The sequence below is a fragment of the Fontibacter flavus genome, assembly GCF_042432905.1.
GTDB lineage: Bacteria > Bacteroidota > Bacteroidia > Cytophagales > Cyclobacteriaceae > Fontibacter > Fontibacter flavus.
On the sequence record NZ_JBHLWI010000023.1, the window covers coordinates 18,455 to 33,630 of the forward strand.

A 15,176-nucleotide genomic window follows, 5' to 3' on the forward strand; every position below is an offset into this window, starting at 1 on the left:
CAATTACCAATCACTAATTACCAATCACTAATCAACCAATTACTAATTACTAATTACCAATTAACCAAATGCAAAATAACCCTAAACCTATGAAAAACTCAGGAAATAATCCCAGAAGGGATTTCTTAAAGGCTTCCGCCCTAGTGGCAGGAGGCATGATCATTCAGCCATTGTCGATCCCGAGAGCGTATGCGACTGGCTCAGATGAAATTAAGTTAGCCGTAATAGGATGTGGTGGCAGAGGTACAGGAGCTGTTTTTCAGGCTTTTGAAACAGGGCACAACATCAAATTGGTCGCTATGGCAGATGCTTTCCGTGACAGGATAGACAAAAGTTATGAGCCCATTTTTGGCAAGTATGGGAAAGATAAGGTGGATGTTCCTGAAGCAAGGAAATTTGTGGGATTTGAAGGATATAAAGAAGCAATCAAACTCGCTGATGTAGTGATTTTAGCAGCACCTCCGGGATTCAGACCTGATCATTTTGAGGAAGCTGTGAAGCAAGGCAAACAGATTTTTATGGAGAAACCAGTAGCCACTGATGCTGCCGGTATCAGAAAAGTTCTCGCTGCTGCCGAAGAAGCCAAAAAGAAAAAACTGAATGTAGTGGTAGGGCTTCAGCGTCATTATCAGGACAATTACCGCGAGACCATCAAAAGAATCCATGGTGGGGCAATCGGAGATATTGTTGGCGGACAAGTATATTGGAATGATGGAGGTGTTTGGGTTAATCCAAGACAGGCAGGGCAGACTGAAATGGAATATCAGATGAGAAACTGGTATTATTTCAACTGGCTTTGCGGAGATCACATAGTAGAGCAGCATGTTCATAACCTGGATGTGGCCAACTGGGTGAAAAACAGCTATCCGGTGAAAGCCTATGGCACAGGAGGCAGACAGGTAAGGACAGGAAAAGATCACGGAGAGATATTTGACCACCATTCTGTTACGTTTACCTATGCGGACGGGACAGTGATTTTCAGTGAATGCCGTCATTTTCCTGGTGCTACCAATCGGGTTGATGAGCGTTTCCAGGGAACCAAAGGAACGGCTTATTTGAGTGCAGGAAATCATGGAGTTTTGACAGAGTATGGAGGTAAAGAGATATATAATCATAACAGGGACAATAACCGTAATCCTTATCAAGTGGAGCACGATGAACTGTTTGATGCCATAGTCAAAGGAGAATACCGATTTGCAGATGCCGAAAACGGAGCAAAAAGTACCATGACAGCTATTTTGGGAAGGTATGCAAGTTATTCAGGAAAGGAAATTTCTTGGGAAGAGGCTCTGAATTCAAATATCAGTTTAATGCCGGATGTGCTGGCTTGGGATGCCATGCCAAAAGTACTTCCTAATGAAGACGGATTTTATCCTTATGCAATTCCAGGGAAAACAAAGGTGATTTAAATGAAAAGGAGAAATTTTATCAAAAACATTGGCCTAGGTAGTGCGGCAGCGGCATTTACCGTAGGCCAAGGTATAGAGGCATTAGCTGCTGACAAAATTGAAAGCAATCCCTTCAATCTGGATTACGCCCCACATTTTGGGATGTTCAAAGGGCATTCAGGGGATGATCTGGTGGATCAGTTGAAGTTCATGGCAGACCAAGGTTTTCGCTCTTTGGAAGATAATGGACTGTTGGGAAGGTCTGTGGAAGACCAAAACAGGATTGGGCAAACTTTGGAACAGCTGGGGATGAGAATGGGGGTTTTTGTAGTGGATGGTGGTGACAACTGGAAGGTTTCACTCACCACTGGAAAACAGGAGTTTATAGATAATTTCGTCAATACCTGTAAGCGTTCGGTGGAAGCAGCCAAGCGCGTCAATGCTACCTGGGCCACAGTAGTACCTGGCTTTTTTGAAAGAAGATTGCCTCTTGGTGTTCAGACCGGTCATGTCATTGAGGCATTAAAAAGAGGTGCGGAAATCTTTGAACCCCATGGATTGGTGATGGTGCTGGAACCATTAAGTGATACGCCAGAACTTTTTTTAAGACATTCTGACCAGAGTTTTGCGATTTGTAAGGCAGTAGGTAGTCCATCTTGTAAAATTCTTTACGATATTTACCATATGCAGCGCAATGAGGGTAACCTTATTCCCAATATGGAACTCTGCTGGGACGAAATCGCCTATATACAGATCGGAGATAATCCGGGAAGGAAAGAACCTGGAACTGGTGAAATCAATTACCAGAATGTCTTCAAATATATAGATGAAAAAGGTTATAAAGGTATTTTGGGAATGGAGCATGGCAATACGCTACGGGGCAAAGAAGGTGAGCAGGCCTTGATTGCTGCTTATAGAAAAGCTGATCAATTTAAATGAGAAATTTCCATTTATTGCTTACACTAGTAATTCTTATTTTCTCCTGTGAACAGAGAGAAAAAAAATCTATTATAGAACGGCCTTCAGGGTGGGAATTGGTAGAAACACCTGTCAGTTCCTCCCTTAGGGGGCTTTCCCCGGTGACTGATAATATAGTGTGGGCAAGTGGTTCGGGAGGTGTATGGCTGAGGACATTGGACGGAGGAATTTCGTGGGAGACAGGAATCATAGATGGTCTCGACTCGGTGGATTTCAGAGATATTGAAGCTTTTAATGCCACTACTGCTGTAGCCGTTGCTGCTGGCCAGCCGGCTGTCATCTACAAGACCAAAGATGGCGGAAAGAGCTGGCAGAAGGTTTATCAGGGAGAAGAGTCTGATTTTTTTGATGGAGTCGCCTTTCATAAAAACAGGGGAGTTGTCTATGGTGATGCGGTAGATGGTAAATGGAGATTGCTGATGAGCAATGATCAAGGTGATTCGTGGAAGGCTATTGAAACCAGTCCAAAGGCATTTGCCGGTGCGGGTTCATTTGCTGCCAGTGGGTCAGGGATTTTGGTGAGAGAAGATGATGTTTGGTTCGCCAGTGGAGGAAGCCAAAGTAATATTTACCATTCTCCTGATAAAGGAATGAGCTGGTCAATTTATCCCACACCCATTATCCAGGGAGAGGCTTCTCAGGGAATATTTTCCATCACACAGTTAAGCAGGCATATTTTATTTGCGGTTGGGGGAGATTTTTTACAGGAAGGACTTACGGAGAAGAACGCGATGATTTCCCAAGATGATGGGAAAACCTGGTCGCTGATTGAAGGAAACCCTCCTTCAGGTTACAGGTCAGGGGTTACCTTTTTCCCTTTCCATCATTGGCTGATTGCTGTTGGTCCGAATGGATCTGATTTTTCAAAAAATGGCGGGCATGACTGGGAAAGGTTTTCCGAAGAAGGATTCCATTCAGTTTTTCTGGATAAGTCACAAAGAAGTGTATGGGCCTCAGGTGCAAAGGGCAAAATTGCCAAACTTAGATTCTAATCCCTAAAAAAGCGCTCTTGATCTTAAAAAAACTGAAAAAAATCATACTATTTTTTTCAGTTGATTTATTGAATCCGCCCATCTTGTATTATCTTTAGTATTTCGAGAGGACCTATTTACGAAAAAGGCATTCCACCCATTTTAGTTACTAAAGCGATAAATTCTTTACCATGTTTGATATTATACCATCCATTTGGCTCATTAACGGCAAATGTGTCCGCCTTAAAAGAGGAGATTTTGCAACACAGGAAGTGATTTCCAACAACCCTCTTGAGATTGCCCAGGCTTTCGAGGATCATGGCATTAGATGGCTGCATCTGGTCGATCTTGATGGCGCCAGAAGGGGCGAACCCAAAAATTACCATATCCTGGAAGCAATTGCTGGATATACCAATCTGAAGATTGACTTTACCGGTGGGATCTCCACAGATGGAGATGTACTCAAGAGTTTTGAACACGGTGCTCACGCCATTACTGCAGCTTCAGTTGCCGCTTCATTCCCAGAACGTTTTGCGCAATGGATCATGTCTTATGGACGGGAAAAAATCAATTTGGCTGCGGATACCAGCCCGGAAGACTTTAAGATTAAAGTGAATGGCTGGACTAAAAACACAAAAATTGATTTATTCGATCACATAGAGTTTTTCTATGACAGAGGTCTAAAATACCTCAAATGCTCCGATGTAACCAGAGACGGTGTAATGGAGGGGCCTAATTTTGACATGTATAAGGAGATAATAGAAAGATTTCCCACTATCAGGTTGGCTGCCAGTGGCGGTGTTCGGAATACTGATGATTTCAGAAGATTGAAAGAATTGGGAGTAACTGCAGTAGTATTCGGGAGGGCCTATTATGAGGGAATTATCACCCTAAAAGATTTGGATAAGTTTATGGCTGAGTATGGCCATTAAAAAAAAGAGGTTGTCAAAAGACAGCCTCTTTTTTATTGTATTTTTCGTTTTTGAGCAATTTTACTGTTAATTACCAGTGTAGTCGATCCTAAACGCTGACAAATCCGCTTGTCTTTGCTTTTTCCTTTTCAGTTCCAATTGATAAAGATACTCACCCAGTTCGGTAAAAAACGGGAAGGCTATTTCTTCATACTCATAGGTGTCATCATTGAGCGTCTCGTTCTGATTGGTATAAATAATGGCAGAAACGAAAAACTCAATTCCTGTTTCAAAATCTATAAAGTAGGATCCATCCAAAAGATGGCCATAAGCATTTCCGGTTTTGTTGAAAATCCTGAAATTGGAGGGAATGGAATCTTCATCTGTACCGAATTTGAAAAATTTTGAATAGCTGTCATAATACTCCGGAAGGTCATAATTTGGATACTCACTTTCCCGAGGGAGCATGGACATGTATTTCAAAATAAAATCTTTATCCGTTTCGGTAATTTTAAACCTTTGATCTGGCGTAAATTTTTCTGGAAATATGATCCTTTGAAGTGTGCCGTGGAGGTCTGTTAAGGCATATTTGTTTTTGAAAGTAAAATCCATTGGAGACTCAATCAATTTTCCACCACTATAAAATGCTTTTCCCACCGTTGGGTGGTCTTCGTTTTGGTAAATGGATTCAGTATGACGGGCAGGTATTTGCAGGAGGGTATCACCCATCTGGTTTATAAAGGTAACAGGATTGAAGTGCCTGTTTTCTTCTTCACTCATGGGCATACTTAATCTATGATTGATGACCGTATGGAGCAGTCCTTTTTCTTTTAATTTTCTATTGATATAATCTTGTCCCAATAATTCATAAAGACGGTTGTAGGCATCATTATCACTGACGAGTAATATCTTTTTAATATAATGTGCAATGCTTGGATAAAAATTGGCCGCAGTACTGTCATATTCAGCAGGTATTTGGGATTCCCTCACGGCTCCACTGAGCATGATGCTTTCTGGATGGATTCCATCTATTTCCTGTTCGTTGAGCCATTCCAATGCCAAAATAGCTATTGGGAGCTTGACTGTTGATGCTGGATAAAAATAGACTTGATCATTGAGATTGAAGTTGTAATCTTGAAAAGAGGGTTGATTACTTTCGTTTCGATCAATCTGTGTATATAAGATCTGTACCTGATATACATCTGGATTTTTTAATACCTTTTGGAGAATAGGAAAATCATCTGGAATATCGGAAAAGGGATCATCTGACTTTGTATGACAAGAATAGGTCAACAGAAAAGCCACAAATCCCAAAGTCTTTAGTAATTTCTTCATAGATGTGGTTTCTAGCTTAGATAGAAAGTTTTTAATACTCAGAATACATGCCTACAACTATTGTTCAGCTATTTTTCTAAGGATTGAGGCAAGTTTGTCCAGATCAGCCTCCTCATGGTGCGCAGATAGGACAATCCGATTAGACCATGGATCTGTTGGTTCGGGATAGGGAAAAGAACTCACAATTATACCTTCATCTTCAAGTAGGCTCACCCATTTTCTGTTGGTAAAGGAATAAATTGGGAATCCCAATACGCCTTGGATACCATCAATATTTCTGATCAATAAATTGAAATATTGAATATTGTGTTGAAGCTTTTCAAACCTTTCTTTAAAAATATTTTGTCCTTGTAAAAATGCCCATAGATAAGCCTGAGGAGGAGGAGAGGCTGCCCTGAATGTTCTCCTGTTTGCCATCCCTATAATCGGCGTCATTTGTCCAATAGTAATCCCGGCTGGAATGCCGAGGCCTTTTCCCAAGGATCCAGCTACCAATAATTCAACGGGTAGGTATTTCCAACGGTTATAGGTACCAAAGATGGTGTCTCCTGTCGCTCCAAAAGCGTGGCTATCATCAATCAGAAATGTATATTGGTGCTTACGGTTCAGGTGCCCAATCCAGGAATAATCATGGACTGCTGGCTGAAGTGGGTCGGTCGCGTTCCCTAAAATCAAGATCCGTTGAGGTTTTAAAGTCTCTGCCATTTCCTGTACATAAGTGACCCAATCTCTGAAACTTTGATAATGGTCAGGATTAAGTTCATCAGGAAGTATGGCCGGATGGGTGTCAGGCGCAACAAAAATATAATCGGTGTCATCCAACAGGTAATTGACTGTGGCATGACCCGCAAGATAACCGCTGCTCCAAACGAGGGCTTTGTCAGCTCCGGCTTTTTCTGAGAAAAATGCTTCAAACTGATCATAGATATCCATTCGGACATTGTTAATCCTGCTAAGCCCATGGTTAAGTCCCAATTGATGGATCCCTTGGATTACCAGGTCTTCTAATTCTTGATGTGAAGACAAGCCCAGATAGTCAGTACCACTGAAATAGAGATATTCTTTTTGATCTCTCTGGATGGTTCTCCCTATTTTGGATTGTAAATGGAATAAGCTCATGAAATAATAAAGTAATGAGTCGAAAGAAATCGTAAAGGGCAATAATAACCTTTCAATTAATCTATTCGGTATGAGAAATCCAATTATTCTTGATTAAATATATCACAATAATGGATTTCAATGTATTTTTTCACGATAAATCTGTCCAAATCTGTCTATTACCTCTATTTCCACTGTCTTTTGCGTTGAATTTGGATGGAAAAAGAACATATGGGCATTGCGTTGAGGACTTATCCATGGATGCTTTGCATCCGCTGGCCGGTTAGTGAAAAGTTGTATGGCCTTAGGGTCATAAGTCACCTCTTGTCTCGCTTCACCCATTCTTACCCCATTTTCTTTCCAATAGACTTTCCACTCAGGGTCCCAGTTCCATATATTGACACAGTATTCTTCCGGAAAATCCGGATGTGCTCCGGGATTATACAGCCTAAACTGATGTGAACTTTCTTCACCTATTGCCTGATAGTGCCACGAAAGATTTTCTTTCATCTGATAGACCCCATATCCTTTTGGACTGCCATCATAGCAAAAATCAGCTGTCCACCAAGCGCCGCTGATGGCTGCTGTATTATGTTCAAAAATATTAGTGTTGACATTGTTTTCGTTCCAGTGAACATGTCCTGAAATCAGGTGAACTTGATAATCTTTCAAGATGCTGTATAGCACTTCACGATTGATAACCGATTCTTTATTGATATCCCTTCCAGAATTGAAGTTGACGACATTCGAATAGGTAGGGATATGAAGAAATACCACAAGCTCTGATCCTTTTTCTACATTTTTGAGATCTTGCTCCAGCCAAGATAATTGGGTTTCATCCAAGTAGCCGTAATATTGCTTATTTCCCAGAAAGAAAACATCCGAAAGTACCACATAGTGTTTCCCGCCTCTGTTGAAAGAATAATAAGCAGGACCGTATTGGTCTGAAAAAGGATATTGGCTTGCTTCATTGCTTCTGGCCTGAAGGTCAATGTCGTGATTACCCAGTACCTGAAAAAATGGAATTCCTGTCGATTTTATCCCTTGGTTGTATTTTTCAAATAGCTCAAACTCGTCAAACACCAAATCACCAAGACCTATTCCAAAAGTATTGGGATCCTGTAGTCTTTCCACAGTTTTTCTCAGATCTGAGCAGGACTCTTTGATAAATTGATCTGCTTCTCCCGCACTTTGTACCTGAGGGTCAGCAATGGTAATAAAGTGATGGGATTTTTCAGAATTAGGATTCGGGGTGAGTTCAAAATGAACTTCATTGATGGCTTTCCCAAAATCCAGTTTTCTAAAAAAATCAACTGATCCATTTTCCAAAATGTTGAAGCGATACCCCGAAGGATAGGAAAAGAAAACGAATGACCGATCTGTATAGAATTCAAAATTTCCGGAGGAATCTGTATAATAAATATACTTTCCATCAGACACGGCTACGTTTGAAATGCCTTTTCCTTGTGCGCTCAGTTTGCCTTTTACCTGGATGGAGTTGAAGTTTTTTTGCGGTTCAAAAGCTAAACTTGTCGCTGGCAATGCGAATAAGCTTCCCGCGATTAAACTACTGTTCTGTAAAAACTGTCTTCTATTGATTGGTTTCATTCTCAGTGTCTTCTGAAATCAATGGGCAATTTAGAGTTAAAAAGGGCATAAAAAAAGCCCCCAATTGCTTGAGGGCTTCTGTAAGAGTAATGATTCAGATTAGTTGAAGATATATCTCAATCCGAACTGCAATCTCCAAACGTCAGCAACGTTTGCAGTTGGTTGGAAAGAAGAAGAAATCAACTCACTTCCGAAGTTTCTCAATCTGAATTGAGGCTGTCCATCAGCAGTAGTACCTGCTGGAACCAATGGAGAAGTAGAAGTAGCAAACTGTCCGATACCCCAGCTGTTGTTCAGTAAGTTACCTACGTTCAAGATATCAACTCTGAATTCCAAAGTGTTTTTCTTACCGCTGATATTGGTGAATAATTGCTGAGCTACTGAGAAATCAGCTCTGTAAACCATTGGAAGGAATACAGCACCTCTTTCAGCGATTCTACCTCTGTTTGCACTCAAGTATTTATCCTGATTGATAAATGCTTCCCAAGCAGTAGCTTGTTGAGCAGCGGTGAAAGTAGTACCTGAAGAAGTAAATTCTTGGAAGTTCATTTCGCCAGTGTTTCTGTGGATATAAAGAAGGTCGTTAGAGAAACCACCGTCACCATTGAAGTCACCACCGTATACATAGCTGAAGTTACCCAAAGTTCTTCCTTCCCAGAATAGGGAAACTGAAGTGTTACCGAAGCTGAACAAGTCTTTGTTGTAGCTCAATGCAGCAAATACTCTGTGGCCCATTGTGTTGGCAGAGAAACCTACACCTGGATTGTTTGGATTACCTGCATGAGGGTTGTTGTTCCAAGAACCGAAAGCAATTGATCCTGGATCTACAGTGTTTTTAGCTTCACCGTAGCTGTAAGCAGTTTTTACATAAAGACCGCTAGCAAAAGGTTTTTCCAAGGAAACTGAAGCTACCCAAGAATTACCAACAGCTTGATTGGAAAGGGTTACCGCGTTATCAATGTTGCCATTGATTCTGGTTGCAGAATTACCGCCAACCCATCTTGGTCTTTGGTCAGGACCATTGAAGTTTCCGTTAGATGGAGCCAAGTTAGCATTATAGTAAGCTACACCATTTACATCAGAGTTGTAGATGAATTCAGCTGTACCGATGATACCACCTGGAAGTCTTTGATCCAAAGCAATGTTGGTTCTCCAGATCTGAGGGAATTTGAAATCAGGTTCAGTCAAGGCCAATTCATAGTTAGCTGCAGGAGCTCCTGATACAGTACTTGGCTTATAAGCATCTGGATTTGGGTTGAATGGTCTTGCAGTAGTGTTGTCCAATCTGTCAAAACCAGTCAAGATACCGTTATTACCCACTTGGTTGGAGATCCATACATAAGCTGGACGGCCGGTGAAGATACCGGAACCACCACGAAGCTGAGTAGTTCTGTCACCGGAGATATCCCAGTTGAAACCAACTCTTGGGGACCAAAGGATGTTAGGATCAGGCAATTTGTCAGTTCTGAAGTTAACAGTTTCTCCAGCTGGATTTCTGAAGTTCAATCTTTCTACTTCTTGGTTTCTGAAACCTGTCTCAGAGAAGAAAGGAACATCGATTCTCAAACCTACAGTAAAGCTCAATTGGTCGTTTACAGTGTAATCGTTCTGACCATAGATACCAGCGTAGTTCACTTTCAATGGCTGAACCGGCTTAGTTTGTCCAGGGATATTGGAATATCTTACCTGGAATCTTCTCAATTCAACAGTAGAAGCAGTGTTATTCAAGAATGCATTGGCATCTGAATAGAAGTCTTCCAAGGAGTTGTACACATAAGCAGATTGTGAACCTGGGAAGAATACGTTTTCAGACTGATAGTTTTCGTAGCTGAAACCAAAAGTCCAGGCACTTTTGCCTTTGAAAATCTGAAGGTTGTTCTGGATTTGGAAAGTCTTATATCTCAATTCGTTGTTTGGCGTAAATGGCTCAAAACCGAAAGTAGTGTAAGTAGCTCCATCTTTTAGGATATCAACCATTGGGAAGAAAGAGCCTCTTGAGTCACGGCTTTCATCCTGATAAGTATAACCGATAATCAAGTTATTGGTCATGTTTTCTCTCAATCTGGAGTTCAATTCACCCACAATGGATCTGATGTTTTCCAAGATGATATAGTTGGAGTTTTGGAAGTTCAAACCATTGATGTTTGTTCTTCTGTTACCGAAACCAAGAGAAGAAGAGTTAGACAACAATACATCTGTATTAGAATCCAAGTGGTTGTATCTTACGCTTAATTTGTTCTTGTCATTGATGTTATAATCCAATTTCACCAAGAACTTGGTAGCAGCAGTATTATGGTCATAATTTTGGTAAGGTCCTGTCTCATAATTGAAGTTTGTTCTCAAGAAGCTGCTCAATTGATCAAGGTCAGAAGCCAATACTCTGGTTACGTTACCGCCAGCTTGCTCATTGCCATTGTTGGCTCTGAAAGTTGTACCTGGCTCAGTCAGGTTTTCATCTTCAAAAGAAGCGAAGAAGAACAATTTATCTTTGATGATTGGACCACCAACACGGAAACCGATTTGTCCGTATTTGAATTCTCCTGGATTGAAATCTCTGTCACCAGCTTTTGTACCTACGTTGTTTTGGTTTCTCCACAGGTAGTAAGCAGAACCTGAGAATTCGTTTGTACCGGATCTGGTTACTGTGTTTACACCTGCACCAGTAAAGTTACCTTGTCTTACGTCATAAGGAGCAACGTTTACAGAGATTTGCTCAATCGCATCTAAGGATATTGGAGATACACCAGTTCTGTCACCAGGCTGGCTACCCAAACCAAATGAGTTGTTGAAGTAAGAACCGTCAACAGTGATGTTGTTCAATCTTGAATCCTGACCAGCGAAAGAGTTACCGCTTGCCTGAGGAGTCAATCTAGTGAAATCATCAATTCTTCTGGAAATAGTTGGGAGTCTGCTCAACTGATCATTACCGATAGCTGTTGTAGCACCAGTTCTATCAGAGGAGAAAACAGCGTTTTTCTCTCCGGTTACTACAACTTCAGCCAATTCAGCATCACCGTCTCTCATCACAACGTTTACGTTGGCAGCAACACCTAAGCTTAGGTAGATGTTTTCAACAGATTGTGATTCAAAACCAATGAAAGATACTGTAACTGTGTAAGGTCCACCAACCCTCATACCCGGGATGGTATATCTACCTTCAATATTAGTCACAGCACCATACCTTGTTCCTGAAGGTACGTGAGTGGCCACCACATTAGCACCAGGAAGGGTTTCCCCGGTATTGTCAGTTACCCTACCAGTCATACTGGAAGTGGTTACCCCTTGCGAAAACGCCATGCTTGTTACAAAAACCAGCATTAAGGCCGCAAAAAGACTCTTTAGTAAAGATTGCCTCATAATTTTGTTTTTTTGTGGAAAATTGAAATTGTTATACGACTTAGTTTTTTCTTTCCGCATACAAAGGTATGCGAGATAGTCAAGTTTTTTTTTTAGTTATTGTTAAGTTTTAACATTTATTCACAAGTTTACTTAACAATTTCTTAACATTGAAAAAAGAATGAAATTTTATTTTTGGTGATTTTTTATGGTTTCAATCGTTTGCATACAGGAAATTCTTTCAAAAAATTGTTTTTAATTTTCCTGTGCCATTTTTGTGTTAAGAAATCTTTATCCAAATGTTAAGACCAAACTTTGTGTAAAAACCTCCCAAAATGGTAGATATTCTCCCTATATTTAGCAATGAAAAAACTGTGGTAGATGAAAAATAGAAATATAATTTGGCTATATCTGTTCTTCCTGGTCGCTGTCATGGACCTATTATTTACAGCAAATGGAGAATCTGAAATGAGGATGTATTCCAAACCTTTAATTATACCGACATTATGGGCCTATTTTATTTTTTCCAGTAAAGCATTAAAAGGAACTCTAATCCGGAAGGCTATTTCAGCAGCTTTGATATTTTCTTGGTTGGGCGATGTGCTCCTCATGTTTCCAAATCTGTTCCTTTATGGATTGGGAGCCTTCTTAATGGCTCATATTTCTTACATCGCAGGATTCAAAGTGGCGCAAACCAATCCTTTTGCAATTGGGCAAGTCAATTTTATCAGACTCTTTTTCTTGAATTTGCCTATTTATATCTTGGCCGCTGTCTCCTATTTTCTGATCAGAGGAGGTCTAGGGGACCTCAAAATCCCTGTCATTATCTACCTGATTGTGATTGTCATGATGGCCACTACAGCGAGGGAAAGATTCAAGAAAACAAATAGTGTAAGTTTTTGGCAGGTAATGATCGGAGCAGGACTTTTTATGATCTCTGATAGCATCCTGGCAATCAATATGTTTTTCAAATCATTCCCCGAAGCGGGCATCCTGGTAATGGGGACTTATATTATTGCGCAGTTTCTAATTGTACGAGGAATCATGGCCCATGCACAATGAATCTTCTTTTTGGATAATTCAGAAAGGCTTGATCTCACTCTTTAATAATGAGTTTCTGTTGTGAAGAAGGCAGTGCTTATGGAAGATTAAATTCTCGACATGATATCGGGATAACTGATTCCCATATGGCTGTTGTCATAGACAGCTTGACCACCTTTGATGAGGATGATCTGTGGTGATTGGTGATAAACCCCAAATTCCTGAGCAATCTGATTCGATATATCCCTATACCGGATCAAATCCAAAAAATACGGGGTCACTTTCTCAAAATCTGCATCTTTCCAATTCCGCATCAATCTGTCAAAGGTCATCCCGCTGATGGAGCATCGGGTGGAATGTTTGAAAATCAGTACAGGTTTTTCTTCACTTTTTGCTTTGATATCTACTAATTGAGAGGAATTTTCAAGTTTAATCCAGTCCATTTCTTAATATTTCTTAATCCTATGGAAAAAGAAATAATTTTGGCCTGAAAATAGTTCCCTTTTGGGCTTGCAATAAACAGTTTTCAAATGTCTAAGATTAAAAATAATTCTATATACCTATTTAAGATGCTCTTGTTGCTGACGCTTTTAGGAGCATGTAAGAGTATCAAACCTGACAGACCTCCTGTGGCTACACAAGAGGATCCGCCAGCTGCCTTGTCACAGGTCAATATCCCGATCGTGATTCCTTTGTCCTTTTTGGAGGAGAATCTGAATAAGGATTGGTCGAGTAAATTGTTCGCTGAAAAGGGATTGTCCTTGGGAAGCGGGCTTTTTGCAGACCTTGACATTGACAGGACAGGTAAAATCTCCCTCCAAGGTGCAGAAAATAATACGATCAAAGTCAGGGTACCGATGAACCTAAAAGGTGACCTCAAGATAGAAAAGAAGGTTTTTGGACAGGTGCTCTCAACCAATTTTCCTTTCAATGAATCCATGAGCCCTGTGATTTCCTTTATTCCTGAAATTGGTAGAAACTGGGACCTCAATATCAAAAACCTCAATATTGACAATTGGGGCAGATCTATGAAGTATAATTTACTTGGGTTTGAGATTGACCTGGATCCTTTGGTCAGGAATCAGCTGAAAAGGGTTTTGGACAATCAGCTTTCTGCAGCGAACCTGACACGACTTGATTTTAAGCATATGGCACAGGAAACTTGGGAGGCATTTTCAGAACCCTATTCTGTAGAGGAAGAGGGAATGCAGGTGCATTTCTATTCAGTTCCTTCAAGATTAAAGGTCAGTGAAGAAATTACCCTGGACCAAAAGCTGATTCTGTACTTAGGAATTGAAGGGGAGATGTTTTCCAAAATTGGGAGCAAACCAATGATTGCTCCTTCTGTTTTGCCCAATATCTATTATAATGACAATAAAGAGAATTTCCTGGATCTCACTATGCCTCTTATTTTAAAGCATGAAGACCTGGATGACTATCTGAACAAAGAGATTTCCGGCAAGCAAATCAGGACGGATAGCAAAACAGTATTGATTCCATCTAACTTGAAGTCCCAGCAATACGGTGACAAAACCCTGATCGGAATGGACTTCACAGCCATTAGAAATGGGCAAAGTGAAATCAAAGGAAAAATGTATTTTGCTGGTATGCCTACTTTTGATATGGATCAGGAAGCCATTAAATTTGAGAATGTAGAATTTGATGTAAAAACCGGCAATTTACCTGCAAAAATGGGTATCAAGTCTAAACGAAGGAAAATCCAAAGTCAGATCCAAAAGATGGCAACTTTACCTATAGGCAACTTGCTGAAAGAGGCAAGGTTGGAAATGCAGAAACAGGGATATTTCGAAACAGACTTTGCTACTTTCAGAGTGAAAAACCCAGATTTGCAAGTAGAAGGTATTTATAATACAGCAGAAGATATTCGTCTTTACCTGCGTACCAAAGGTCAAATGGACGTAAGACTAAAAAATTTCAAATAATTAACAAAAAATTATTTTCAGAATCTTATTTGGTTTCAAATAGGGAATGGTTTTTGAAGCCATTAAATTTGTAAAAAAAATCAAGTCATGCAGGATTATTTTCTGAATTTAGGTGTGCCAAAAGAAGTATTTGACTTCGCTGTCATGCCATTGTTGATCTTCTTTGCCAGGGTAATGGATGTGTCTATCAATACCTTGAGGATTATGTTTGTCCTCAACGGCAAAAAGAAGATTGCACCGATATTGGGTTTCTTTGAAGCCATGATATGGTTATTGGCTATAGGCCAGATATTTCAAAACATCAATAATCCCATGTCCTACGTAGGATATGCCGGTGGTTTTGCCATGGGAACATTCGTAGGGATGACCATTGAGGAAAAATTGGCTCTTGGACGTGTGCTGGTAAGGGTAATTACACCTACTCCTATGCCTGAATTGATTGAGTATATGAAAGAGAAAAATTTCAGGTTTACCAATGTGGGCGCAGAAGGAAGATTTGGCAAAGTCAACTTGCTATTTACCGTCATGAAACGAGAGGACCTACAGGCTTATATCGAAAAAGTAAAG

The 15,176-nt window shown here is 40.4% G+C and carries 12 protein-coding genes; 7 read left to right on the forward strand and 5 right to left on the reverse strand.

Going from position 1 to position 15,176, the window contains the following annotated elements:
- Window positions 1-89 precede the first annotated feature (89 nt).
- The 4 genes from ACFFIP_RS08560 to ACFFIP_RS08575 all read left to right on the forward strand — a co-directional run bounded on the left by ACFFIP_RS08560 (window position 90) and on the right by ACFFIP_RS08575 (window position 4,269).
- Window positions 90-1,409 carry a Gfo/Idh/MocA family protein gene (locus tag ACFFIP_RS08560; RefSeq protein WP_382387181.1) on the forward strand — a complete coding sequence of 440 codons (1,320 nt, stop codon included), beginning with the start codon at window positions 90-92 and terminating at the stop codon, window positions 1,407-1,409.
- Complete coding sequence (locus ACFFIP_RS08565) at window positions 1,410-2,327, forward strand: hydroxypyruvate isomerase family protein (protein WP_382387182.1); 918 nt, start codon at window positions 1,410-1,412, stop codon at window positions 2,325-2,327.
- Entirely contained in the window at window positions 2,324-3,358 is a 1,035-nt protein-coding gene (locus ACFFIP_RS08570) for a WD40/YVTN/BNR-like repeat-containing protein (RefSeq protein WP_382387183.1), read from the forward strand. The genes ACFFIP_RS08565 and ACFFIP_RS08570 overlap by 4 nt, the downstream gene beginning before the upstream one ends.
- A 170-nt stretch (window positions 3,359-3,528) precedes the next feature.
- Window positions 3,529-4,269, forward strand: a complete 741-nt coding sequence (locus ACFFIP_RS08575) for a 1-(5-phosphoribosyl)-5-[(5-phosphoribosylamino)methylideneamino]imidazole-4-carboxamide isomerase (protein WP_382387184.1) — start codon at window positions 3,529-3,531, stop codon at window positions 4,267-4,269.
- 66 nt (window positions 4,270-4,335) lie between these two features.
- Here the strand turns inward: ACFFIP_RS08575 and ACFFIP_RS08580 are convergent, their stop codons facing one another.
- The 4 genes from ACFFIP_RS08580 to ACFFIP_RS08595 form a co-directional block, all read right to left on the reverse strand.
- Entirely contained in the window at window positions 4,336-5,583 is a 1,248-nt protein-coding gene (locus tag ACFFIP_RS08580; protein ID WP_382387185.1) for a serine hydrolase, read from the reverse strand.
- Window positions 5,584-5,640: 57 nt separating this feature from the next.
- On the reverse strand, window positions 5,641-6,702 hold the full coding sequence (locus ACFFIP_RS08585; RefSeq protein WP_382387186.1) for an aminotransferase class I/II-fold pyridoxal phosphate-dependent enzyme: 1,062 nt from the start codon (window positions 6,700-6,702) through the stop codon (window positions 5,641-5,643).
- A 117-nt stretch (window positions 6,703-6,819) separates the two neighbouring features.
- Window positions 6,820-8,289 carry a calcineurin-like phosphoesterase C-terminal domain-containing protein gene (locus tag ACFFIP_RS08590; protein WP_382387187.1) on the reverse strand — a complete coding sequence of 490 codons (1,470 nt, stop codon included), beginning with the start codon at window positions 8,287-8,289 and terminating at the stop codon, window positions 6,820-6,822.
- A gap of 99 nt (window positions 8,290-8,388) precedes the next feature.
- Entirely contained in the window at window positions 8,389-11,646 is a 3,258-nt protein-coding gene (locus tag ACFFIP_RS08595; RefSeq protein ID WP_382387188.1) for a TonB-dependent receptor, read from the reverse strand.
- A 360-nt stretch (window positions 11,647-12,006) separates the two neighbouring features.
- Here ACFFIP_RS08595 and ACFFIP_RS08600 point away from each other — a divergent pair, with 360 nt between their 5' ends.
- Window positions 12,007-12,687, forward strand: coding sequence for a lysoplasmalogenase (locus ACFFIP_RS08600; protein WP_382387189.1), 681 nt, complete (start codon window positions 12,007-12,009; stop codon window positions 12,685-12,687).
- An 86-nt stretch (window positions 12,688-12,773) separates the two neighbouring features.
- On the opposite strand, the gene ytxJ is transcribed toward ACFFIP_RS08600, so the two are convergent.
- Window positions 12,774-13,109, reverse strand: a complete 336-nt coding sequence (ytxJ, locus tag ACFFIP_RS08605; RefSeq protein WP_382387190.1) for a bacillithiol system redox-active protein YtxJ — start codon at window positions 13,107-13,109, stop codon at window positions 12,774-12,776.
- Window positions 13,110-13,196: 87 nt separating this feature from the next.
- Here ytxJ and ACFFIP_RS08610 point away from each other — a divergent pair, with 87 nt between their 5' ends.
- Together ACFFIP_RS08610 and ACFFIP_RS08615 are read left to right on the forward strand one after the other, a co-directional pair.
- On the forward strand, window positions 13,197-14,609 hold the full coding sequence (locus tag ACFFIP_RS08610) for a DUF4403 family protein (protein WP_382387191.1): 1,413 nt from the start codon (window positions 13,197-13,199) through the stop codon (window positions 14,607-14,609).
- A gap of 87 nt (window positions 14,610-14,696) precedes the next feature.
- On the forward strand, window positions 14,697-15,176 hold a 480-nt coding region (locus tag ACFFIP_RS08615), incomplete at its 3' end, for a DUF2179 domain-containing protein (protein ID WP_382387193.1).